This window comes from Micromonospora echinospora (genome assembly GCF_900091495.1).
GTDB lineage: Bacteria > Actinomycetota > Actinomycetes > Mycobacteriales > Micromonosporaceae > Micromonospora > Micromonospora echinospora.
The window spans coordinates 1,378,759-1,401,378 of the sequence record NZ_LT607413.1 but is presented as its reverse complement, the minus strand read 5'-3'; the positions used below and the strand labels follow the sequence as shown (position 1 = coordinate 1,401,378).

Here is a 22,620-nt window from a genome sequence, read left to right as displayed (position 1 = left end):
GACCGGCCGGGACGGGCTATTGGTTCGCGACCGGTTTCCGGTGGTCACTAGGCTTGCTGGTCATGAGTCACGTACTTGCGGCGGTAGCCTGGCCGTACGCCAACGGCCCGCGCCACATCGGCCACGTCTCCGGTTTCGGCGTCCCCTCCGACGTCTTCGCCCGGTACATGCGGATGGCCGGCCACGACGTGCTCATGGTCTCCGGCACCGACGAGCACGGCACCCCGATCCAGGTGCAGGCCGACGCGGAGGGGGTCACCGCCCGTGACCTCGCCGACCGGTACAACCGGGTGATCGTCGAGGACCTGCACGGCCTCGGACTGTCATACGACCTCTTTACCCGGACCACCACCCGCAACCACTACGCGGTGGTGCAGGACCTCTTCGAGGGGATGTACCGCAACGGGTACATCGTCCCGAAGGTGACGATGGGGGCGATCTCTCCGTCCACCGGCCGGACCCTGCCTGACCGGTACATCGAGGGCACCTGCCCGATCTGCGGGTACGACAGCGCCCGGGGCGACCAGTGCGACAACTGCGGCAACCAACTCGACCCGGTGGACCTGATCAACCCGAAGTCGAAGATCAACGGCGAGACCCCGCAGTTCGTCGAGACCGAGCACTTCTTCCTCGACCTGCCGGCCCTCGCCGACGTGCTCCGACGGTGGCTGGACACCCGGGAGGGCTGGCGGCCCAACGTGCTGCGGTTCTCCCGGAACCTGCTCGACGACCTCCAGCCCCGGGCCATCACCCGGGACCTGGAGTGGGGCGTGCCGATCCCGCTCGACGGCTGGCGGGACCGTCCCGACAAGCGCATCTACGTCTGGTTCGACGCGGTCATCGGCTACCTCTCCGCCTCCATCGAGTGGGCCCGCCGCTCCGGCGACCCCGAGGCGTGGCGGAAGTGGTGGTCCACCGACGCCGAGGGGAAGGACGCCCGGGCCTACTACTTCATGGGCAAGGACAACATCGTCTTCCACTCGGTGATCTGGCCGGCGCTGCTCTCCGGCTACTCAGGGGACGGGGCGAAGGACGGCGAACCGGGCGCGCTGGGGCGGCTCAACCTGCCCACCGAGGTCGTCTCCAGCGAGTTCCTGACCATGGAGGGGCGGAAGTTCTCCTCGTCCCGCCGGGTGGTGATCTACGTCCGGGACTTCCTCGAACGGTACGACGCGGACGCGCTGCGTTACTTCATCGCCGTCGCCGGCCCGGAGAGCAACGACACCGACTTCACCTGGGCCGAGTTCCTCCGCCGTAACAACGACGAGCTGGTCGCCGGCTGGGGCAACCTGGTCAACCGGTCCATCTCGATGGCGGCGAAGAACTTCGGCGCCGTCCCGCCGATCGACCCGGCCGGGCTCACCGAGGCCGACGAGGCGCTGCTCGCGGTGGCCCGCGCCGGGTTCGACACGGTCGGCGACCTGATCGCCCGGCACCGGCAGAAGCAGGCCATCGGCGAGGCGATGAGAGTGGTCGCCGAGGCCAACCGGTACCTCTCCGACCAGGCCCCGTGGAAGCTCAAGGGGGAGGACGAGAAGCCCCGGATGGGCACCGTCCTGCACGTCGCCCTCCAGGTGGTCAGCGACGCCAACACGCTGCTCACCCCCTTCCTGCCACACTCCGCGCAGAAGGTGCACGAACTGCTCGGCGGCACCGGGGTGCACGCGCCGATGCCGTCCATCGTCGAGGTCGAGGACCTCGACGGCGGACCGGGGTACCCGGTGCTGACCGGTGACTACACGCAGGGCACGCGCTGGGCGTCCGTACCGCTGGAGGTGGGCCGGCCGTTGGCCGCGCCGAAGCCGGTCTTCCGCAAGCTCGACCCGTCGATCGTCGACGAGGAACTGGCCCGCCTCGGCGGCTGACCGCCGAACGCCCCCGGGGCCGCTGGCCCCGGGGGCACCCCGACCGCCGACCGCCGGACGCCGGATCCGGATGCCGGTCAGGTGGACGGTCGGGTCAGGCGTGGGCCATGGCCCGCGTGCCGATGAATTCGATCATGGCTCGGTTGACCTCGTCGGCGTTGGTCCACGGGATACCGTGCGGCGCGCCGCGCAACGTGATCAGGTTGCTGTCCGGCAGCATCGGCGCCAGCCGCTGGCCGGTGGCCGGGAACGGCAGCACGGCGTCCGCGTCGCCCTGCACGATCAGCACCGGTACGTCGATCCGGGGCAGGTCGGCGCGGAAGTCGGTCAGCCAGGCGTCCACGCAGTCCAGGGTCCCCTTCGCCGACGCCTGCGCGCCGATGTGCCAGTGCGCCCGGTACGCCTCCTCGCTGACCAGCCGGCCCTTGTTCTGCTTGTAGTTGAAGAAGTTGTCGCAGAAGCTGGTCAGGAAGGCGAACCGGTCGGCCATGATCGCCTGCTTGAAGCCGTCGAAGAGCTTCTGCTCGACGCCCTCGGGGTTGTCCGGCGTCTTCAGCAGGAACGGCGCGAGCGGGGCCAGCAGCACCGCCCGGCTCACCCGCTCCGACCCGTACGCGCCGAGGTAGCGGGTGACCTCGCCGGTGCCCATCGAGTGCCCCACCAGCACCGCGTCGCGCAGGTCGAGCTGGTCCATCAGCATCTTCAGGTCGGCCGCGAACGTGTCGTAGTCGTACCCGAAGGTGGGCTGGCCGGAGTTGCCGAAACCCCGCCGGTCGTACGTGATGACGCGGTAGCCGGCGTTCAGCAGGGCGAGGGTCTGCTTCTCCCAGGTCGCGCCGTTGAACGGGAAGCCGTGGATGAGCACCACCGGTCGCCCGGCGCCGTGGTCCTCGAAGTAGATGTCGATGGGCCCGGAGTTCTCCGAGCCGACGGTGATGAAGGGCATGCGGCCTCCCCGAGACGTGACGGTCCGACGTCGGCGTCTTCCCGTACCGCGCGGGGTTATGCCCGCCCGGTCGGCGCTTCCGGCGCTTCCGCCGAAGGCTTCCGGCGCTCCCGGCGAAAGCTTCCGCCGAATTCTCAGAGCGGATACGGCAGGTCGACGATCCGGTCGTCGGTGACGTCGGTGGCCGGGGCCCAGGTCTCGTAGACGCCCCGCTCGTGGCACTGCGCGCCGGTGGCCGCCGCCGCCTCCGGTCCCGGCCGGCACAGCCGAAGCCGCAGCCAGCCCGTCTCCTCCCGCAGCACCACGCAGTCCACGTCGCGCCAGCGGGCGTACCGCAGCCGCCGGGCGACCGACTCCACCGGGTAACGGGCGGTCCGGGTCAACGCCTGCACCCGGAACCCGCCGGGCAGGTCGGCCACCGCCTCGTACTCGTTGCCCGCGTAGCCGCCGACCAGCCGGGTCGACGCGGCCGGCTCGGCGATCGGCACGTACTCCTGTTCGGCGGAGATCCCGGGCACTGCGGCGAGCAGGTGCCGCCAGCGCGGCCCGACCATCCGCAGCCAGCCCCGCTGCTCCGCCTGGTACGCGTAGAGCACCACCTCGACCCCCTCCGCCGGGTAGGCGACCAGGGTGGCGTTCGCCGGCATCGGCAGGTCGGCGAAGTCGCGGGTGACGAACTCCGGGACCACCTGCGTGCTGCTCGGCGCGAACCCGGTACCGAGCACCGCCGCGCCGACCCGGTCGCCGGCCGCCAGCTCCACCAGTCCCCGGTGCGCCGCACCGGTGGGCGAGTCGTAGTCGGTGGGGTCGACGGCCCGCCAGCGCAACGCGTACACCACGTCCTGGGCGGTACCGCCGTCGGTGCGCAGCACCGCCAGCGCCGACGGGGTACGCAGGTGCGCCACGTCGTGCTCCCGGTGGCAGAAGCCGTGCGGCAGCAGGCCCCGTACGTACCCGGCGAGCTGACGGGCGGAGAGCACCTTCACCATCCGGGTGCCCCGACGCACCACGGCCGAGGCGCGCAGCGTGGCGAGCACCGGGTCCCCGGCGGCGGACGGCTGCTGGGTGAGCTCCTGCACCTGCGACCAGGTCCGGTCCCGGTGCAACGGCACCAGCAGGGGCGCGTCCGGTTCCTCGTCCGCCGGCCCCGGTCCGTCCTGCACGGCGGTCACCTCGGTCGCGTGGACGAAGCGTCGCCACGGCAGGGGAGCGCCGGGGCGGGGCGCCCAATCGAAGCCGGGCAACTCCACCCCGCTGAAGATCTCGTACGCGGCGCCCCGGGCGACCACCTCCGCCGGGTACGCCGTCCCCCGGTACGTCACGCGCGGCCCGACGCGTGGCGGGGCGGCGTCGCCGAGCTGGGTGGGGACACTCACCGGCCGAACGGTAAACGCCCTGGGTACCGCAGGGATGAACAACGGATTGCCGGTCGGATACGGCGGGCGCGGGTGGTGTGTGATGCTCATCGGCGATGAGTGAGCCGACCGAATCCCGCCGCCAGCGTGCCGCCCGTCGGGCCGGGGAGTTCCCGCCCGCCCCGGAGCGGCTCCCCCACCCCGTTCCGGACAGCCACACCCACCTCGACATCACCGTCAGTGAAGCCGGTACGCCCGGCGGCCCCGCCGACGACCCGGTCGCGGCGGCGATCGAGGTGGCCGCCGGGGTGGGTGTCGACCGGATGGTCCAGGTCGGCGTGGACGTCGACTCCTCCGGTTGGGGGGCCGACGTCGCTGACCGCTACCCGGCGGTGGTCGCCACCGTCGCCCTGCACCCCAACGAAGCCCCCCGGCTGGCCGACCTGGACGAGGCGTTGCGCCGGATCGAGGCGCTCGCCGCCCGGGACCGGGTGCGCGGCATCGGCGAGACCGGGCTGGACTTCTTCCGGACCGGGGAGGAGGGGCGCGCCGCGCAGGAGGAGAGCTTCCGGGCGCACGTCGCCATCGCCAAGCGGTACGCCAAGCCCCTGGTCATCCACGACCGGGACGCGCACGCCGACGTGCTGCGCGTCCTCGACGACGAGGGCGCGCCGGACACCGTCGTCCTGCACTGCTTCTCCGGCGACGCCGAGTTCGCCGCCGAGTGCGTCCGCCGGGGATACCTGCTCAGCTTCGCCGGCACGGTCACCTTCGCCAGCGCCCAGGCGCTGCGGGAGGCCGCCGCGTCGACCCCGCCGGAGCAGATGCTGGTGGAGACCGACGCGCCGTACCTCACCCCGATGCCGCACCGGGGCCGGCCCAACGCCTCCTACCTGGTGCCGCTGACCGTCCGTGCGCTGGCCGCCACCACCGGCACCGACCTGGCCGAACTGTGCGCGCACCTGTCGGCGAACGGGGAGCGGGTCTTCGGCCCGTGGCGGTGAGGTCGCGGGGCGGGGGGTCGCGGGGCGGCGCGGGCGGCTGGGCTGCCTGCAGGGGCCCCTTGTTCGACAAAAAGCGGTAACAGGGGACCCCTGCTACCACCCCAGCCGCAACCCCAGCTACCACCCCGGCCCGGCAGCGCGGCAGGCCGGCACCCCGGCACCCCGGCGGAGGGTGGGCGGCGGCCGACGTAGGGTGTGGGGCCATGGCCGCAGACCTGCTCGGCCCGGCGGAGATCCGGGATCTGGCCGCCCGACTGGGCGTGGCACCGACCAAGAAGCTCGGCCAGAACTTCGTGCACGACCCGAACACGGTGCGCAGGATCGTCACCGCCGCCGGGCTGACCCCGGACGACGTGGCCCTGGAGGTCGGCCCCGGGCTCGGGTCGCTCACCCTCGGGCTGCTGCCGGCCGCCGCGCACGTGCACGCCGTGGAGATCGATCCGACGCTGGCCGGGGCACTGCCGGAGACCGCCGCCCGGTTCGCCGGCCCGGACGCCGCCCGGCTGACCGTGCACCGCGCGGACGCGCTGCGGGTCACCGCCGCCGAACTGGCCGACCCGGCGCCGACCGCGCTGGTGGCCAACCTGCCATACAACGTCGCGGTGCCGGTGGTGCTGCACCTCCTCGCCGAACTGCCCAGCCTCCGTAGCGGCCTGGTCATGGTGCAGAAGGAGGTCGCCGACCGGCTGGTGGCCGGCCCCGGTTCCCGGGTGTACGGCATCCCCTCGGTGAAGCTCGCCTGGTACGCGTCCGCCCGGTCGGCCGGCCGGGTCCCGCCGAACGTGTTCTGGCCGGTCCCGAACGTCGACTCGGGGCTGGTCGCCTTCACCCGGCGCGAGCCGCCCCGGTCCGACGTGTCCCGGACGCGGGTCTTCGCCGTGGTGGACGCGGCGTTCGCGCAGCGCCGCAAGACGCTGCGGGCCGCGTTGGCCGGCTGGGCGCAGGGCGCGGACCGGGCCGAGGCGGCGCTCACTGCGGCCGGCGTGGACCCTGGCGCGCGGGGGGAGCAGCTGACCGTCGAGCAGTTCGCCGCGATCGCCGCGTCGGCTCCCGCCGGTACGTCGCCCGCACAGTAGGCTGACGCGCGAGTCCGCCTCCGCCAGGAGGACTCGGGTACCGACGACCTGGTCGACGGCCGCCACGAGCCGGCCGGGAGACTTCGCCGAGGAGCTGATCGTGGAGAAGCCGTTCGACAACCGCCTGCGCGTCCGGGACGTCACCCGGTGACCGGGGCGTGGCGACCGGACGAGGACGACCAGCAGCGGGGGGCCAGCGGCCCGGTCCGGGTCCGGGTACCCGCCAAAATCAACCTGCATCTCGGGGTCGGCCCGCTCCGGGCCGACGGCTACCACGAGCTGAACACCGTCTACCACGCCATCTCGATCCACGACGAGCTGACCGCCCGTCGGGGGGACACCCTCACCCTCACCATGGAGGGCGAGGGCGCCGGTGAGCTGGCTCTGGACGACTCCAACCTGGTGATCCGGGCGGCTCGGGCGCTGGCCGCGCAGACCGGCCGTCCCGCCCACGCCCGGCTGCACCTGCGCAAGCAGATCCCGCTCGCGGGCGGGCTGGCCGGGGGGAGTGCCGACGCGGCGGCGACCCTGGTGGCCTGCGACGCGCTCTGGGGTACCGGCCTGTCCCGCGACGACCTCGCCGCGATCGCCGCCGGCCTCGGCTCCGACGTGCCGTTCCTCGTCCACGGTGGCACGGCGCTGGGCACCGGCCGGGGTGAGGCGGTCAGCCCCGTCCTGGTCCGCCCCACCTCCTGGCACTGGGTGGTGGCGATCGCCGACGGCGGCCTCTCCACCCCCGAGGCGTACCGGGAACTCGACCGGCTCCGCGACACCGGCGACGCGCCCGCGCCGATCGGCAGCACCGACGCGCTCCTCGCCGCCCTGCGCCAGCGGGACCCGGCCGTGCTCGCCGCCGTGCTCGGCAACGACCTCCAGGCCGCCGCCCTGTCCATGCGGCCGACGCTGGCCGCCACGCTCCGGGCCGGGGCGGCGGCCGGCGCGCTCGCCGGCATCGTCTCCGGCTCCGGCCCCACCTGCGTCTTCCTGACCAGGGACGCCGACGACGCGGAACGGGTGGCCGGGGAGCTGACCGCCGCCGGGGTGTGCCGCCAGGCGCGTCCCGCCCACGGCCCGGTCGCCGGCGCGCGCGTCTGCTGACGCCCGGCCGGGACGCCGTCGACACCTTCGTCACCGGCCCGCCGCCCCGTCCCCGGGGCGGAGTCGATCTCGTGTCGGGGCGCGGCGGTCCGGGCGGCTACGCTTGGGGCCTGGCGTCCCGAGGTGCCCCGGCACCGGGGCGCCTTGATCATGGAGGGTGGGGGAGTGGCCAACATCGTCAACCTGGACCGCGTGTCCAAGGGGTACGGCGCCGCCGGGCCACTGCTCACCGACGTCTCGCTCGGTCTCGACGACGCCGACCGGATCGGCGTGGTCGGGCTCAACGGGGCCGGGAAGTCCACCCTGCTGCGGATGCTCACCCGGCAGGAGGAGCCGGACGACGGCCGGGTCACCCACCGGCGCGACCTGCGGGTCGCCTGGCTGCCGCAGACGCTGACGCTGGCCCCGGACGCCACCGTGCGGGACGTGGTCCTCGGCACCGCCTGGCTCGACGAGGGCATGGGGGCCGAGCACGAGTGGGCCGGCGACGCCGGGGTCCGGGCCATCCTCGACGGCCTCGGCATGCCGCACCTCGGCCTCGACCAGCCGGTCGGTCCGATGTCCGGTGGCGAGCGCCGCCGGGTCGCCCTCGCCGCGCTGCTGGTCCGTGAGTCCGACCTGCTCATCCTCGACGAGCCCACCAACCACCTCGACGTCGGTGGCGTGGACTGGCTGGCGAGGCACCTTCTCGGGCGCAAGGGCGCGCTGGTCGTGGTCACCCACGACCGGTGGTTCCTCGACGCGGTCTGCACCACCACCTGGGAGGTCGCCGACCAGACCGTCCGCGCCTACGAAGGCGGCTTCGCCGCCTGGACGCTGGCCCGCGTGGAGCGGGAACGGGTCGCCGCCGCCACCGAGGCCCGCCGGCAGAACCTGCTCCGCAAGGAGATCGCCTGGCTGCGGCGGGGTCCGCCGGCCCGGACCTCCAAGCCCCGGTTCCGGATCGACGCCGCCAACGCGCTCATCGCCGACGTGCCGCCGCCGCGCGACACCATGTCGCTGCAACGGCTCGCCACCGCCCGGCTCGGCAAGCAGGTGTACGACCTGGAGCAGGTCACCCTGCACGCCGGCCCGAAGGAGATCCTGCACGACGTCACCTGGCAGGTCGGTCCCGGCGACCGGATCGCCATCCTGGGCGCGAACGGGGCCGGCAAGACCACCCTGCTGCGGATGCTCGCCGGGGTGACCCGTCCGGACGGCGGTCGCCTGGTCACCGGGTCCACGGTCCGGCCGGCGTTCCTCTCCCAGGAACTGGCCGAACTCCCCGGCCACCTGCGGGTGCTGGAGGCGGTCGAGGAGGTCGCCCGGCGGGTGCAGCTCGGCGACCGGGAGCTCTCCGCCGCCCAGCTCGCCGAGACCTTCGGCTTCGACGACCGGCGGCTCTGGACCCCGGTCGGCGACCTCTCCGGCGGCGAGCGGCGTCGGCTCCAGATGCTCCGCCTGCTCGCCGGGGAGCCGAACGTGCTCCTCTTCGACGAGCCCACCAACGACCTGGACACCGACACCCTGGCCGCCCTGGAGGACCTGCTCGACTCCTGGCCCGGCACGGTCGTCGTGGCCAGCCACGACCGGTACCTCGTCGAACGCGTCACCGACGTGGTCTACGGGATGTTCGGCGACGGCCACCTGGTGCACCTGCCCGGCGGTGTCGACGAGTACCTCACCCGGGCCGCCGGACGGATCGCCCCGGCACCGGCCGTGACCGCCGCGACCTCCGCCGCGTCCGCCACCACCGGCATGTCCGCCGCCGAGGCCCGGCAGGCGCGCAAGGAACTCGCCCGGCTGGAACGGCAGATCGGCAAGCTGGAGCAGAAGGAGACCACCCTGCTCGACCAGCTCGCCACGAACGCCACCGACTACGCCCGGGTCGCCGACCTCGACGCCCAGCTCAAGGAGGTACGCGCGGAGCGGGAGCGGACCGAGGAGTCGTGGCTCGCCCTCGCCGAGGAGATCCCGGAGAGCTGACCCCTGACGGGTCGCCCGCCGTCACAAAGCCGGGGTCCGTTGCGGCGTCACCACACCGTATGCGGGAGAATCATTCGCGAACCCCTCAACCAACCGGCGTTGGAGACTCAGACATGGCCCACACCCCCGTCAACCACCCCGCGCGGCCGATCTACCGGGCGATCGGCGGGCTGACCGGTCTGTACCTGGTGGTCTTCGGTGTCCTCGGCGTCGTCACCACCATGGGCGACGAGCTCTTCGCCCAGGATGACACCAAGGTCCTCGGCCAGGGGGCGAATCTCGGATTCTCCCTCCTCGCCATCGTGATCGGCGCTGTCGTGCTGGCCGGCACCGCCCTCGGCCGTAACCGCGACGTCGCGATCAACCAGTGGACGGCGTACGGACTGATGGCGCTCAGCCTCTTCGAGCTGGCCTTCCTCCAGACCGACGTCAACATCTTCAACTTCAGCATCGCCACCGTGGTCGTGACCATGCTCCTCGGCCTGGTCCTGCTGATGGTCGGCATGTACGGCAAGGTCGGCACCGAGGAGGAGCACAAGGCCTGGCAGGACGCCCGGCTGCTGCTCTGAGGCCGATTCCGGCGCCGGTCTCGGCGGTTCGTCGGACACCATCCCCCGATCCGGGTGACAATCCGGGAGATTGCTCCCGGATTCGGAGGAGGGTGTCATGCCGCACTTCCCGGTCAACCATCCGGCACGCCCGCTCTACCGGGCCTTCGCCGGCCTGGTCGGTCTCTACATCCTGATCTTCGGCGTCTGGGGCGTCGTGCAGACGTGGGGCGAGCCGCTCTTCGACCGGGGCAGCGACTGGGTCCTCGGGCTGCGCACCAACCTGGCCTTCTCGCTGGCCTCGGTGGTCTTCGGCATCGTGCTGCTGATCGGGGCGTCCCGCCGGAGCAACCTCGGCCACTACATGAACCTGACCGCCGGGGTGGTCTTCATGGTCACCGGCGTGGCGATGATGAGCGTGCTCCAGACCGACGCGAACTTCCTGAACTTCTCGATGTCCACCGTCGTCGTGTCGATGATCTTCGGCTTGCTGCTCCTCGCCACCGGTCTCTACGACAAGGTCGGCCCGCCCGAGCAAGCCGAGACCGAACGGCACCAGCGGAGCCACCTCATCACCCGTCCCCGCTGAGGGTCCGTACCGCCGGCACGGCCACGTGGTACGCCGGCGGTGGCGCGAAGCCGATCCGGTGCCAGATGCGGGAGGTGCCGTAGGGCCCCTCACCGGCTGCGGACGGTGATCATCCCCGGCTTCGCCTCCAGGTGGGACAGACCGTTCCAGGCCAGGTTGACCAGGTGCGCGGCCACCGTCTCCTTGCGTGGCTTGCGCACCTCCAGCCACCAGCGGCCGGTCAGCGCCACCATGCCCACCAGCGCCTGCGAGTACAGCTCCGCCAGCTTCGGGTCGTACCCCCGGCTCTTGAACTCGGCCCCGAGGATGTGCTCCACCTGGTGCGCGACGTCGTTGAGCACGCTGCTGAAGTTTCCCGTGGCAGAGAGCAGCGGTGACTCCCGGACCAGCACCCGGAAGCCGCTGGCGTCCTCCTCGATGTAGCCGAGCAGCGCCATCGCCGCCTGTTCCAGCAGCTCACGGGGGTGGCCGGCGGTCAGTGCGGTGGTGATCCGGTCCAGCAGGGCGGTGACCTCGCGGTCCACCACCACCGCGTACAGGCCCTCCTTGCCGCCGAAGTGTTCGTAGACCACCGGCTTGGAGACCTTCGCGCGGGCCGCCACCTCCTCGATCGAGGTCGCGTCGAACCCGCGTTCGGCGAAGATCTGCCGCGCGATCGAGATGAGCTGCTCCCGGCGCTGGGCCGCGGGCATCCGCACCCGGGACGCCGGTTTCGTCGCGGCTGCCGGGACGGACCGCCGCCGGCCTGTACCGCCGTCGCCGCCGGAGACGCTCGCCATGTCATCACCTCGCGGACGCTCGGTGACGCCCTGTCGTGGAACGGAGCCTCCGCTGTGCGTGCTCACGCGCTCGCCCCGCTGGCGCCCGTCCGGATCACGGTCCTGGAAGATCCGACCGTACCCGGACGGTGCCTGTCGGCGGTGCCCCTCGGCCGCCCGAATGTGCCCCCGTTGCCCTCTGTCACCCGGCAATACTGCCAGGCACGGCCAGGTGACACCGCTCGGTTTACCGCCCGGCGGCCGGTTTACGCGGTTTGGTGGTCCTGGCCCGTCCCCGGTTCGCCACGCGGAAGGACGCCCCGGTCGCGAGGGCGGGCGTCGGCGGGGCGGCGTCGGGGTTCGGGAGGTGGTGGGACCGCAGGACGTCGTCCGGGTCGCGGGCGGGGCGGCCCGACGGGAAGATCGGATCCGGGTGGGAATGAGCGATGAGCATCCGCAGCCGGGGCGCTAAGGTGTAGGGAGCGTTGCGCCTGCGGACTCTTGTCTGCTTTAGACCTTCCCGGGTCGTCTAATGGCAGGACGTCAGGTTTTGGTCCTGATTGTAGGGGTTCGAGTCCTCTCCCGGGAGCTTGTACACATGAGTGGTTGATGCGTGGATAGCATGGCCGCAGACTGTCCGACTGCCGACGGGAGCATTCGTCGTGTCCCAGCCGCACCCCCGCATCGTTGTCGTGCTCGCCGCTGGTGAGGGCAAGCGGATGAAGTCGGCGTTGCCCAAGGTGCTGCACCCGCTCCTGGGTCGCACCCTCCTCGGCCACGTCCTGACCGCCGCCGCGCCACTGCGCGCGGAACGCACGGTCGTCGTGGTCGGGCATGGCGCGGACCAGGTCCGGGCGCACCTGGCCGACGTCGCCCCGGAGGCGACCCCGGTCCTCCAGGCCCAGCAGCTGGGCACCGGGCACGCCGTGCGCATCGCGCTGGAGGCGGTGCCCGACGCGACCGGCACGGTGGTCGTCATCAACGGCGACGTGCCGCTGCTCCGGCCGCAGACGGTGGCGGAGCTGGTCGGGGCACACGAGGAGGCGGGTGCGGCAGCGACCGTGCTGGCCGCCGAGGTGCCCGACCCGACCGGCCTCGGACGGATCGTCCGCGACTCCGCCGGCCGCCTGGAGCGGATCGTCGAGGAACGGGACGCCACCGCCGAGGAGCGGGCCGTCCGGGAGATCAACGCCGGCATCTACGCCTTCGACGTGGTGCGGCTGCGGGACGCGCTCGGCAAGCTCTCCACCGACAACGACCAGGGCGAGGAGTACCTCACCGACGTCTTCGGGCTCTTCGCCTCGGCCGGGGAGCCGGTGGCGGTGCACGTCGCCGCCGACCACACCGAGACCCTGGGCTGCAACGACCGGGTCGAGCTGGCCGGACTGCGCCGGCTGCTGCGGGACCGGGTCAACGAGGACTGGATGCGCACGGGTGTCAGCCTGCTCGACCCGGAGACCACCTGGATCGACGTGACGGTCACCCTGGAGCGGGACGCGGTGGTCGACCAGAACACCCAGCTCAAGGGCACGAGCGTGGTCGGGGCCGGTGCGCTGGTCGGGCCGGACGTCACGCTGGAGGACACCGTGGTCGGCGCGGGCGCGACGGTGGTGCGCAGCCACGCGGTGGGCGCCGAGGTCGGCCCCCGGGCCAGCGTCGGCCCGTACGCGTACCTGCGCCCGGCGGCGAGGCTGGCGGAGAAGGCCAAGGTGGGCACCTTCGTCGAGGTGAAGAACTCCGAGATCGGGGCCGGCTCCAAGGTGCCGCACCTGACCTACGTCGGGGACGCCACCATCGGCGAACAGAGCAACATCGGCGCGGCGACGGTCTTCGTGAACTACGACGGGGTGAACAAGCACCGCACCGTGATCGGCAGCCACGCGCGGACCGGGGCGGACAACATGTTCGTCGCCCCGGTCGAGGTGGGCGACGGCGCGTACACCGCCGCCGGCTCGGTGATCGACAAGGACGTGCCGCCGGGGGCGCTGGGGGTGGCCCGGGCACGGCAGCGCAACATCGAGGGCTGGGTGGAGATGCGCCGGGGCGGGACGGCCGCCGCAGAAGCCGCACGGCGGGCCACGGAGGGTGCTTCCGGACAGCCGTCGGGGGCGCGCGGGGGTGAGGCAATCCACGGCGGTGCCGAGCCGGTTCGAGCGGCCGTCGGCGAGGTAGATACTGCAACCGAGTAGTCCCGGATCACCACCTACCCACGGGAGCAGACGGGCCATGGGCAGCATCGTCGCCGAAAACCGCAAGAGCATGATGCTCTTCTCCGGACGCGGCTTTCCGGAGTTGGCCAGGGAGATCGGTGAGGTGCTCGGCGTCGCGCCGACTCCCGCCGACGCGTACGAATTCGCCAACGGCGAGATCTTCGTACGGTACAAGGATTCGGTACGTGGGTCGGACGCGTTCGTCGTGCAGTCCGTGACACACGGCGTCAACACCTGGGTCATGGAGACCCTGATCATGGTCGACGCGCTGAAACGCGGGTCGGCCAAGCGGATCACCGTCGTGCTGCCGTTCTACCCGTACGCGCGGCAGGACAAGAAGCACCGGGGACGGGAGCCGATCTCGGCCCGGCTGATCGCCGACCTGCTCAAGACAGCGGGGGCCAACCGGATCCTCACCGTCGACCTGCACACCGCGCAGATCCAGGGGTTCTTCGACGGCCCGGTGGACCACCTCTTCGCGATGGACATCCTCGCCGAGTACGTCGAGCGCAAGTACGCGGGCCGGCCGATGACCGTGGTCGCGCCGGACTCCGGCCGGGTGCGTGTGGCGGAGCGGTGGACCGACCGGCTGGGCGGCTGCCCGCTGGCCTTCATCCACAAGACCCGGGATCCGCTGAAGCCGAACCAGGTGGTGGCGAACCGGGTGGTCGGTGACGTCGAGGGCCGGGTCTGCCTGATCGTCGACGACATGATCGACACCGGTGGCACGATCGCCAAGGCGGCCGACATCCTCCAGGAGTCGGGCGCCGCCGACGTCATCGTCGCCTCCACGCACGCCCTGCTCTCCGACCCGGCCACCGAGCGGCTGAAGAACAGCCCGATCAGCGAGGTGGTGGTGACCAACACGCTGCCGCTGCCGCCGGAGAAGCAGCTCGACAAGATCACCGTCCTGTCGATCGCGCCGCTGCTGGCCCGGGCCATCCGGGAGGTCTTCGACGACGGGTCGGTGACCACCCTCTTCGGTGGGCTGAGCTGACCCTCGCGGCGGCGGGGCACGGGGCTCCGCCGCCGGTGCGGCCCACGTCGCGTCGCTGTTCCCCGCCGGCCGGAGGCCGGCGGGGCGGTGATGTGCGGGGACTGGTGAAGGGCGCGGAATGCGCTCGGGTAGACTAGTGCGGTTGCCACGGCGAGGGTGCCCTGCGGGCCGCTGAGAAGCGCCGCACGGAGGCACCGTCATCGACGCGGTGCTCCGGGCAGTCGTTCCGACTCATGCGCCCCAGCGAGCCCCTCGCCCCAGCACCGCCAGACGACTAAAAGCCGCCGCAGCGAACGCATTCAGGAGTTTCCCCGTGTCCGAGGTAAAGATCAGCGCCGAGCCCCGTACCGAGTTCGGCAAGGGTGGTGCCCGTCGTACCCGCCGGGCCGGCAAGGTGCCCGCCGTGCTGTACGGCCACGGCGAGAAGCCCAAGCACATCGCGCTCCCGGCTCGCGAGTTCGCCGCGGCGATCCGCAAGGGTGGCGCCAACCAGCTCTTCGCCATCGAGGTCAGCGACGGCACCCAGGTGCTCGCCCTGCCGAAGGCGATCCAGCGTGACCCGATCAAGGACACCTTCGAGCACGTCGACCTGCTGCTGGTCCGTCGGGGCGAGAAGGTCACCGTCGAGGTGCCGGTGCAGCTGACCGGTGAGGCGGCGCGGGACACCCTGATCGTGCACGACCACGACACCCTCACCGTGACCGCCGAGGCCACCAAGGTCCCGGACCACCTGGAGGCGTCCATCGAGGGTCTGGAGGCCGGCAACCAGGTCACCGCCGCCGACGTCGAGCTGCCGGCCGGTGTCGAGCTGGCCGCCGACCCGGAGATGTCGGTCGCCGCGGTGACCGCCGCGCCGACCGCCGAGCAGCTCGAGGCGACCCTGCCCGAGGTCGAGACGGCGGCCGAGGAGGCCGAGGTCGTCGAGGGCGAGGCCGCCGAGGGTGCCGAGACCCCGGCCGCCGAGGGCGAGGAGACCCCGGCCGAGGCGCGCACCGAGGCCTGATCGAAGCCGTGCGACAGGCGTCCCCGATCGCTTCGGGGGCGCCTGTCGGCGTATCACGGCCAGCGGAACCGCCGGACGGGGAACGTGGGTGTGGCTGTCGGGACGGAAAGGGCGGAACGTGACGGACGAGGACCGGCCGTGGCTGGTGGTCGGCCTGGGTAACCCGGGCCGGGAGTACGCCGGTCACCGGCACAACGTCGGTTTCATGGTGGCCGACCTGCTCGCCGGTCGGGCGGGCGGGAAGTTCGGGCGGCACCGCCGGGCGGTGGCCGACGTCGCCGAGGGGCGGCTCGGGTTCGGCGGGCCGCGGCTCGTGCTGGCCAAGCCGTTGACGTACATGAACCTCTCCGGTGGCCCGGTCGCCGCGCTGACCCAGTTCTACAAGATTCCCCCGGCGCAGGTCGTCGCCGTGCACGACGAGCTCGACATCGGCTACGGCCAGCTGCGGGTGAAGTGCGGTGGCGGCGAAGGAGGCCACAACGGCCTGCGCTCGATGACGAAGTCGCTGGGCACCAAGGACTACGTCCGGGTGCGCTTCGGTATCGGCCGCCCACCGGGGCGGCAGGATCCGGCCGACTACGTCCTGTCCGACTTCTCCGGCGTCGAGCGCAAGGAGCTGGAGTTCCTGGTCGACCGGGCGGCGGACGCGGTGGAGTCGGTCATCACCCGGGGCGTCGAGTGGACCCAGAACGCCTACCACGGCGGTTGAGGGCGGGGCGTGCCGGTGAGCGTCCCGACGGCCGGTAGTCTGCGGCTTTGGCGTGGCCCGAACGGGAGTGTGGCATGAGTCCTCCGATGATCGACGGTGCGTTCGCCCGCTGGTTGGCGGCACGAGCCGGGCAGGCTCTGCTGGACCTCCGGGGCGAGATGGGCTTCACCGACCAGGGAGCGTTGAAGGCGGCCGGGGACAAGGTCTCGCACGACCTGATCCGTACCGAACTGGCCCGCTGGCGCCCGGCGGACGCGGTGCTCTCCGAGGAGGACGAGGGTTCCCGGATGGCCTGGGCGGCCGAGGTGAGCACGGAGGCGGTCTCCCGACTCACCGCCGACCGAGTGTGGATCATCGACCCGCTGGACGGAACCCGGGAGTTCTCCGAGGAGGGCCGTTCGGACTGGGCGGTGCACGTGGCGCTCTGGGCCCGGAACGGCTCCACCCCGCACAAGCTGGTCGGTGGGGCGGTGGCGCTGCCGGCGCAGCACCGGGTGCTCGGCACCGACCAGCCGCCGGCGTACCCGCCGATGACGGTGGAAGCGGCGACCGCGCGGGGCCGGACGCTCCGGCTGGCGGCGAGCCGGAGCCGCCCACCGGTCTTCCTGACCGACCTGGCCGAGGACGTCGGTGCGGAGTTGGTGCCGATGGGGTCGGCGGGGGCGAAGATCGCGGCGGTGGTGACCGGTGAGGTGGACGCGTACATCCACGCCGGAGGGCAGTACGAGTGGGACTCGGCCGCCCCGGTCGCTGTGGCGACGGCCACCGGGCTCCACGCTTCCCGGATTGACGGATCTGCGCTGAAATACAACGAGGCGGATCCGCGCCTGCCCGACCTGCTGGTCTGCCGCAAGGATCTCGCCAGCCGGTTGCTTGCAGCGTTGCAGAGGCATTCCGGGGTAGCCTGACCCGACTTCCTGAGGTGTCCGACCGGAAAGGTCTGGAATCCATGAGCCGATCCGCACGAATCGAGCCCGCGTCATGACCGCACCAGCGACCTACCGCGTCTCCCATCTGGATGCGTTGGAGGCGGAGAGCATCTTCGTGATGCGTGAGGTGGTGGCGGAGATGGAGCGGCCGGTGCTGCTCTTCTCCGGGGGTAAGGACTCGATCGTGATGCTCCGGTTGGCGGAGAAGGCGTTCGCTCCGGCGAGCATTCCGTTTCCGGTGATGCATGTCGACACCGGTCACAACTTCTCCGAGGTGCTGGAGTACCGCGACCAGCGGGTCGCCGAGCTGGGTCTCCACCTGATCGTGGCGAGCGTCCCCGAGGCGCTGGAGCGTGGTCTGGTGCGGGAGAGCCCGGACGGGCTGCGCAACCGGATCCAGACGCCGGTGCTCCTCGACGCGGTGGAGAAGCATCGGTTTGATGCGTTGTTCGGTGGGGCGCGTCGGGATGAGGAGAAGGCGCGGGCGAAGGAGCGGGTGTTTTCGTTCCGGGATGAGTTCGGGCAGTGGGATCCGAAGAATCAGCGTCCGGAGTTGTGGTCGTTGTACAACGGTCGGCATCATCCGGGTGAGTCGATTCGGGTGTTTCCGTTGTCGAATTGGACCGAGTTGGATGTGTGGCACTACATCGCTCGGGAGCGGATCGCCCTGCCGTCGATCTACTTCGCCCACGAACGCGAGGTCATCGACCGGGACGGCATGTTGTACGCCGTCAACGAGTTCATCCGACCCAAGGCCGGGGAGGAGCGCCTGAAGGTGCGCGTCCGCTACCGGACGGTGGGTGACGCGTCGTGCACGGCTGCCGTCCGCTCGGATGCGGACACGGTGGAGAAGGTGATCGAGGAGGTCGGGGCGACCCGGATCACGGAGCGGGGTGCGACCCGGGGGGATGACCGGGTGAGTGAGGCCGCGATGGAGGACCGCAAGCGGGAGGGCTACTTCTGATGAGTGCCGAGACGATCGCCCCGGAGACCTCGGCCCGTCCGATGGACCTGCTCCGCTTCGCCACCGCCGGAAGCGTCGACGACGGCAAGTCGACCCTCATCGGCCGTCTGCTGTATGACACGAAGTCGTTGTTCACGGATCAGTTGGAGGCGGTGGAGGCCGTTTCGGCTGCTCGTGGTGACGAGTACACGAACCTCGCCCTGTTGACGGACGGGTTGCGGGCGGAGCGGGAGCAGGGCATCACGATCGATGTCGCCTACCGGTACTTCGCCACCCCCAGGCGGAAGTTCATCATCGCCGACACCCCCGGGCACACCCAGTACACCCGGAACATGGTCACCGGCGCCTCCACCGCCGACCTCGCGTTGATTCTGGTCGACGCCCGGAAGGGTCTGGTCGAGCAGTCCCGCCGCCACGCGTTCCTGTGCAGTCTGCTCCGCGTCCCGCACCTGGTGTTGTGTGTGAACAAGATGGACCTGGTCGACTGGTCCCAGGAGGTGTTCGAGCAGATCGCCGACGAGTTCACCGCCTTCGCCGCGAAACTGGATGTTCCCGACCTCGCGGTGGTGCCGATCTCGGCGTTGAAGGGCGACAACATCGTCACCCGCTCGGAGAACACCCCCTGGTACGAAGGCCCCTCGTTGTTGCACCACCTGGAGCATGTGCACATCGCCTCGGACCGGAACCTCGTCGACGTCCGGTTCCCCGTGCAGTACGTCATCCGTCCCCAGTCCACGACGGTGACCGACTACCGGGGTTACGCGGGGCAGGTTTCCTCGGGGGTGTTGAAGCCGGGTGACGAGGTGATGGTTCTGCCGTCGGGGTTCACCTCCCGTATCGCGTCGGTGGAGACCGCTGACGGGCCGGTCGGGGAGGCGTTCCCGCCGATGTCCGTCACCGTCCGCCTGACCGATGAGATCGACATCTCCCGTGGGGACATGATCTGCCGGCCGAACAACGCTCCCACCCCGACGCAGGACATCGAAGCGATGGTGTGCTGGATGGACGAGACCCGACCGTTGCAGATCGGCGGCCGGTACACCATCAAACACACCACCCGCACCGCGCGGGCGATCGTGCGGGGATTGCACTACCGCCTGGATGTCAACACTCTGCACCGTGACGACACCGCGACCGAGTTGAAACTCAACGAGATCGGTCGGGTCCGGTTGCGGACCACGGTGCCATTGCTCGCTGACGAGTACCGCCGTAACCGCACCACGGGCGGGTTCATCATCATCGACGAAGCCACCAACCGTACCGTCGCCGCCGCCATGATCGTCGAAACCACCTGAACCACCCGAACCACCAGTGGTTGCAGGGGACCCCTCCTCACCAGAAAACGGTAGGAAGGGCCCCCTGCAACCACCCCAGCCCGCGACCGGACCACGGTCGGGGAAGGTTCGCTTCCCGTGCGTGCCCGATGCACGGGGCCGGCCGGCGACCATTGGTCATGCGCACTACGTCGGCTTCTTCCGGGCCGGTCCGTGGGCCGGTGCGTCCGGGGGAATCCCGCTGCGGACGTAGCATGGGGTCGACCGATGACGACGCCGATCGCGGGGCGGTCCGCCGCCCGAGGCAATGCCATCGAGATCCTGCGGTCATGCGCATGACCGACACGCGGTCCGGAGCGGGCCACCGGTCACCGCCCGGAACACAGGAGGTGGAAGGCGATGGGACGTGGCACCGGGCGGGCGACCCAGGCCGACGTGGCCCGGCTCGCCGGGGTGAGCCAGGCCACCGTCTCGCTGATCCTGAGCGGGGGCGAGAACGGCCGCCGCCGGGTGGGCGAGCAGGCCCGTCAGCGCGTGCTCGACGCCATCCGGCTGACCGGCTACGTCGCCAACCCCGCCGCGCAGCGCCTGGCCGGCGGACGGACCCGGATCGTCGGCGTCTTCACCTACGAGCCGGTCTTCCCGCGTGACAGTCGGGACTTCTACCACCCGTTCCTGATCGGGGTCGAGGCGCAGGCCGAGGCCCTCGGGTGTGACCTGCTGTTCTTCACCGGCACCCCGTCACCCCAGGGGGGCCAGCGGCTGCTCGGCGACGGCTCCCGTCGGCTGGGCATCGCCGACGGCTGCGTGCTGCTCGGCCGCTACGACGACAAGCGGGACCTCGCCGACCTGCTCGACCGGGACTTCCCGTTCGCGTTCATCGGCCGCCGCGAGTCGACCGCCGGCCCCGTCCCGTACGTCGGCGCGGACTACCGGACCGCGACTCGGGAGGTCGTCGAGAGGCTGTTCGCTCTCGGCCACGAGCGGGTCGGGTTCCTCGGCGACCTCCGCCGCGACGAGCCGTCCGTGGACCGCGCGCAGGGTTACCACCAGGCGGTACGCGCCGCCGGGCGTCGCCCGGTGGTCCTCGACGGCACCGGGCTGACCGGCGGGGAGGCGCTCGACCTGCTTGGCGACAACGGTCTCACCGCAGCGGTGATCTGGCCGTCCGGACTGGCGCCCGCGATCCGGGCGGCGGCACTGGCCCGGGGGTTGTCGGTGCCCGGTGACCTGTCGCTGGCCCAGCTCGGTGACGCCGAGAGCGAGACGCCGGACGACGTCGAGTGGACCGGTTTCCGGATCCCCCGCGAGGAGATGGGTGCCGCCGCCGTACGACTCCTGTACGAGCAGTTGGTCAGCGCCACCCCCCTCACCGCCGACGCGCTCCAGCGGAGCCTGCCCTGCACGGTGCTGACCGGTACCACCGCCGGCCCGCCGACGGCGTCCGCGTCGGGCTTCTCGTCCCGACCCCCGTCGCGCTCCGCCGGTTGACCGGGGCGGGTCGGCGGGTCGTCGCGGACCCGGTCCGACCCGGCCCCGACGGCGTCATCCCTTCAGACCGGTGTGCGCGAGGCCCTCGACGAACTGCTTCTGCGCGACCACGAAGACCACCAGCACGGGCAGGGCGGTCATCGATGCGGCGGCGAGCTGGACGTTCCACATCGGTCCGCCGTACGCGTCGACGAACTGGGTGAGTGCCTGCGGCAGGGTGAACTTCTCCGGTGAGGAGAGGAAGACGATGGGTTCGAGGTAGAGGTTCCAGCTGTGCAGGAAGGTGAAGATCGCCACCGCGCCGAGGGCGGGCCGGGACAGTGGTAGGGCGATCTTCCAGAACGTGGCGAACCGGCCCAGTCCGTCGATTCGGGCCGCCTCCTCCAGCTCGCCGGGAAGGGCGAGGAAGAACTGCCGCATGATGAACGTCGCCAGCACGCTGGGCGCCCCGAGGATCGGCACCAGGATGAGGGGCCAGTGGGTGTCGACCAGGCCCAGCTTGAAGAACATCTGGAACAGCGGGACGATGGTGACCTCGCTCGGGATGAGCAGGCCGGCGAGGACGACCAGGAACAGCAGGTTCTGACCACGGAACCGGATCCGGGCGAAGGCGTACCCGGCCAGCGCCGACACGGCCAGGGTGCCGACGGTGACCACCAGGGCGATGTAGAGGCTGTTCAGGTACTGCTGCCCGAACGGCTGCAACTCGAACACCCGTTGATAGGCGTCGAACTTCGGGTTGACCGGTAGGAGTTGTGGCGGGAAGGCGAAGATGTCCGCGATCGGCTTGAGCGAGGACGTGACCATCCACCAGGTCGGGAAGACGAACGGGATCGCCAGGACCATCAGTACCGCGTAGAGCGCCAGTTTCGTGCGACGCGACAGCTCACGATTCATGGTGGACCCACCTTTTGCGCATCTGCCACTGGAACACGGTGAGGGCGAGGACGATGCCGAACAGCACGATCGACAGGGTCGCGCCGTAGCCGAAGTGGTGGAACTGGAACGCCTGTTGGTAGAGGTAGTAGACGAGGACCGTGGTGGAGGTGCCGGGTCCGCCCTGGGTGAGCACCGCGATCTGCGCGAAGACCTGGAGCGAGCCGACCACCGTGATGATCGAGGTGAGCAGGATGGTCGGGCTGATCATCGGTACGGTGATCCGCCAGAACTGACGTGGCCGGCTGGCGCCGTCGACCTCGGCGGCCTCGTACAGGTCGGCCGGCACGCCCTGAAGGGCGGCGAGGAAGAGCACCATGTTCAGGCCGACGTTCTTGAACACCTGGACCACGATGACGGAGATCATGGCGGTGGTCTCGCCGCGGAGCCAGTTCGGCCCGTCCACGCCGATCGTGTCGAGCAGACCGTTGATGCCGCCGTTGTCCTGGAGCAGGAAGCCCCAGACGATGGTCCAGGCGACCAGCGAGACGACCACGGGTGAGAAGAACAGGGTGCGGAACAGGACGGTGCCGCGGAACTTCTGGTTGAGCAGGAGGGCGAGCAGCAGCGCCAGGCCGAGGTTGAACACCACCAGCCCAATCGAGAACAGGCCGGTGGCGCGGAGTACCGCGCCGAGGTTCGCGTCGTCGGCGAGGGCGGTGTAGTTCTCGGTGCCGACGAAGTCGAACGTGCCGGCCAGCACGTTCCACTCGTGCAGGCTGTACCAGACCACCAGGATCAGCGGCAGGATCACGAAGACGGCGCTGCCGAACAGTTGCGGCGCGATGAACAGGTAACCGGTGAGCTGGTCGCGGCGGCGGGAGGTCCAGTACGGCCGCGCCCGGCCCGGGGCGGGCCGGGCGTCGGCCCGACCCACCCTGGTGTCCGTACGGGTCATGATTC

20 protein-coding genes and 1 tRNA gene are annotated in these 22,620 nt (G+C 71.2%); 16 read left to right on the top strand and 5 right to left on the bottom strand.

Annotation, left to right across the window (positions count from 1 at the left end):
* Nucleotides 1–62 precede the first annotated feature (62 nt).
* Nucleotides 63–1,865 carry a methionine--tRNA ligase gene (gene metG, locus GA0070618_RS06210; protein ID WP_088980792.1) on the top strand — a complete coding sequence of 601 codons (1,803 nt, stop codon included), beginning with the start codon at nucleotides 63–65 and terminating at the stop codon, nucleotides 1,863–1,865.
* A 94-nt stretch (nucleotides 1,866–1,959) separates the two neighbouring features.
* Here metG and GA0070618_RS06205 read toward each other — a convergent pair whose 3' ends face one another.
* Nucleotides 1,960–2,811 carry an alpha/beta fold hydrolase gene (locus GA0070618_RS06205; RefSeq protein ID WP_088980791.1) on the bottom strand — a complete coding sequence of 284 codons (852 nt, stop codon included), beginning with the start codon at nucleotides 2,809–2,811 and terminating at the stop codon, nucleotides 1,960–1,962.
* A 134-nt stretch (nucleotides 2,812–2,945) separates the two neighbouring features.
* Nucleotides 2,946–4,187, bottom strand: a complete 1,242-nt coding sequence (locus tag GA0070618_RS06200; RefSeq protein WP_088980790.1) for a hypothetical protein — start codon at nucleotides 4,185–4,187, stop codon at nucleotides 2,946–2,948.
* Nucleotides 4,188–4,282: 95 nt separating this feature from the next.
* Between GA0070618_RS06200 and GA0070618_RS06195 the strand changes: the two genes are divergently transcribed.
* The 6 genes from GA0070618_RS06195 to GA0070618_RS06170 all read left to right on the top strand — a co-directional run bounded on the left by GA0070618_RS06195 (nucleotide 4,283) and on the right by GA0070618_RS06170 (nucleotide 10,446).
* Complete coding sequence (locus GA0070618_RS06195; RefSeq protein WP_088980789.1) at nucleotides 4,283–5,170, top strand: TatD family hydrolase; 888 nt, start codon at nucleotides 4,283–4,285, stop codon at nucleotides 5,168–5,170.
* A gap of 203 nt (nucleotides 5,171–5,373) precedes the next feature.
* Nucleotides 5,374–6,246, top strand: a complete 873-nt coding sequence (gene rsmA / locus GA0070618_RS06190; RefSeq protein WP_088980788.1) for a 16S rRNA (adenine(1518)-N(6)/adenine(1519)-N(6))-dimethyltransferase RsmA — start codon at nucleotides 5,374–5,376, stop codon at nucleotides 6,244–6,246.
* 147 nt (nucleotides 6,247–6,393) lie between these two features.
* Complete coding sequence (locus GA0070618_RS06185; protein WP_088980787.1) at nucleotides 6,394–7,344, top strand: 4-(cytidine 5'-diphospho)-2-C-methyl-D-erythritol kinase; 951 nt, start codon at nucleotides 6,394–6,396, stop codon at nucleotides 7,342–7,344.
* A gap of 165 nt (nucleotides 7,345–7,509) precedes the next feature.
* On the top strand, nucleotides 7,510–9,309 hold the full coding sequence (locus tag GA0070618_RS06180; protein WP_088980786.1) for an ABC-F family ATP-binding cassette domain-containing protein: 1,800 nt from the start codon (nucleotides 7,510–7,512) through the stop codon (nucleotides 9,307–9,309).
* A 113-nt stretch (nucleotides 9,310–9,422) separates the two neighbouring features.
* On the top strand, nucleotides 9,423–9,878 hold the full coding sequence (locus tag GA0070618_RS06175; RefSeq protein WP_088980785.1) for a DUF4383 domain-containing protein: 456 nt from the start codon (nucleotides 9,423–9,425) through the stop codon (nucleotides 9,876–9,878).
* Nucleotides 9,879–9,975: 97 nt separating this feature from the next.
* Nucleotides 9,976–10,446, top strand: a complete 471-nt coding sequence (locus tag GA0070618_RS06170; RefSeq protein ID WP_088980784.1) for a DUF4383 domain-containing protein — start codon at nucleotides 9,976–9,978, stop codon at nucleotides 10,444–10,446.
* Nucleotides 10,447–10,535: 89 nt separating this feature from the next.
* Here the strand turns inward: GA0070618_RS06170 and GA0070618_RS06165 are convergent, their stop codons facing one another.
* Complete coding sequence (locus tag GA0070618_RS06165; RefSeq protein WP_088980783.1) at nucleotides 10,536–11,225, bottom strand: TetR/AcrR family transcriptional regulator; 690 nt, start codon at nucleotides 11,223–11,225, stop codon at nucleotides 10,536–10,538.
* A gap of 497 nt (nucleotides 11,226–11,722) precedes the next feature.
* Between GA0070618_RS06165 and GA0070618_RS06155 the strand changes: the two genes are divergently transcribed.
* The 9 genes from GA0070618_RS06155 to GA0070618_RS06115 all read left to right on the top strand — a co-directional run bounded on the left by GA0070618_RS06155 (nucleotide 11,723) and on the right by GA0070618_RS06115 (nucleotide 20,781).
* Nucleotides 11,723–11,793, top strand: a tRNA-Gln gene (locus tag GA0070618_RS06155).
* Nucleotides 11,794–11,866: 73 nt separating this feature from the next.
* Nucleotides 11,867–13,393 (top strand): bifunctional UDP-N-acetylglucosamine diphosphorylase/glucosamine-1-phosphate N-acetyltransferase GlmU, encoded by a 1,527-nt coding sequence (gene glmU / locus GA0070618_RS06150; RefSeq protein WP_088980781.1) that lies wholly within the window; start codon nucleotides 11,867–11,869, stop codon nucleotides 13,391–13,393.
* Between the two features lie 37 nt (nucleotides 13,394–13,430).
* A complete protein-coding gene (locus tag GA0070618_RS06145) occupies nucleotides 13,431–14,411 on the top strand; it encodes a ribose-phosphate diphosphokinase (protein WP_088980780.1) in 981 nt (326 codons plus the stop codon).
* A 313-nt stretch (nucleotides 14,412–14,724) separates the two neighbouring features.
* Nucleotides 14,725–15,414 (top strand): 50S ribosomal protein L25/general stress protein Ctc, encoded by a 690-nt coding sequence (locus GA0070618_RS06140; RefSeq protein ID WP_088980779.1) that lies wholly within the window; start codon nucleotides 14,725–14,727, stop codon nucleotides 15,412–15,414.
* A 118-nt stretch (nucleotides 15,415–15,532) separates the two neighbouring features.
* The gene (gene pth, locus GA0070618_RS06135; protein ID WP_088980778.1) at nucleotides 15,533–16,123 is read left to right on the top strand and encodes an aminoacyl-tRNA hydrolase; all 591 of its coding nucleotides are present in this window, start codon (nucleotides 15,533–15,535) and stop codon (nucleotides 16,121–16,123) included.
* Between the two features lie 86 nt (nucleotides 16,124–16,209).
* Nucleotides 16,210–17,031 (top strand): inositol monophosphatase family protein, encoded by an 822-nt coding sequence (locus GA0070618_RS06130; protein WP_088980777.1) that lies wholly within the window; start codon nucleotides 16,210–16,212, stop codon nucleotides 17,029–17,031.
* A gap of 73 nt (nucleotides 17,032–17,104) precedes the next feature.
* Nucleotides 17,105–18,016 carry a sulfate adenylyltransferase subunit CysD gene (gene cysD, locus GA0070618_RS06125; RefSeq protein WP_088980776.1) on the top strand — a complete coding sequence of 304 codons (912 nt, stop codon included), beginning with the start codon at nucleotides 17,105–17,107 and terminating at the stop codon, nucleotides 18,014–18,016.
* Nucleotides 18,016–19,311, top strand: coding sequence for a sulfate adenylyltransferase subunit 1 (locus GA0070618_RS06120; protein WP_088980775.1), 1,296 nt, complete (start codon nucleotides 18,016–18,018; stop codon nucleotides 19,309–19,311). Before cysD ends, GA0070618_RS06120 begins: the two co-directional genes overlap by 1 nt.
* Before the next feature lie 378 nt (nucleotides 19,312–19,689).
* Entirely contained in the window at nucleotides 19,690–20,781 is a 1,092-nt protein-coding gene (locus tag GA0070618_RS06115; RefSeq protein WP_088980774.1) for a LacI family DNA-binding transcriptional regulator, read from the top strand.
* Between the two features lie 54 nt (nucleotides 20,782–20,835).
* Here GA0070618_RS06115 and GA0070618_RS06110 read toward each other — a convergent pair whose 3' ends face one another.
* Both GA0070618_RS06110 and GA0070618_RS06105 read right to left on the bottom strand, forming a co-directional pair.
* Complete coding sequence (locus GA0070618_RS06110; RefSeq protein WP_088980773.1) at nucleotides 20,836–21,678, bottom strand: carbohydrate ABC transporter permease; 843 nt, start codon at nucleotides 21,676–21,678, stop codon at nucleotides 20,836–20,838.
* Nucleotides 21,668–22,615 (bottom strand): carbohydrate ABC transporter permease, encoded by a 948-nt coding sequence (locus GA0070618_RS06105; protein ID WP_088980772.1) that lies wholly within the window; start codon nucleotides 22,613–22,615, stop codon nucleotides 21,668–21,670. The genes GA0070618_RS06110 and GA0070618_RS06105 overlap by 11 nt, the downstream gene beginning before the upstream one ends.
* Nucleotides 22,616–22,620 lie beyond the last annotated feature (5 nt).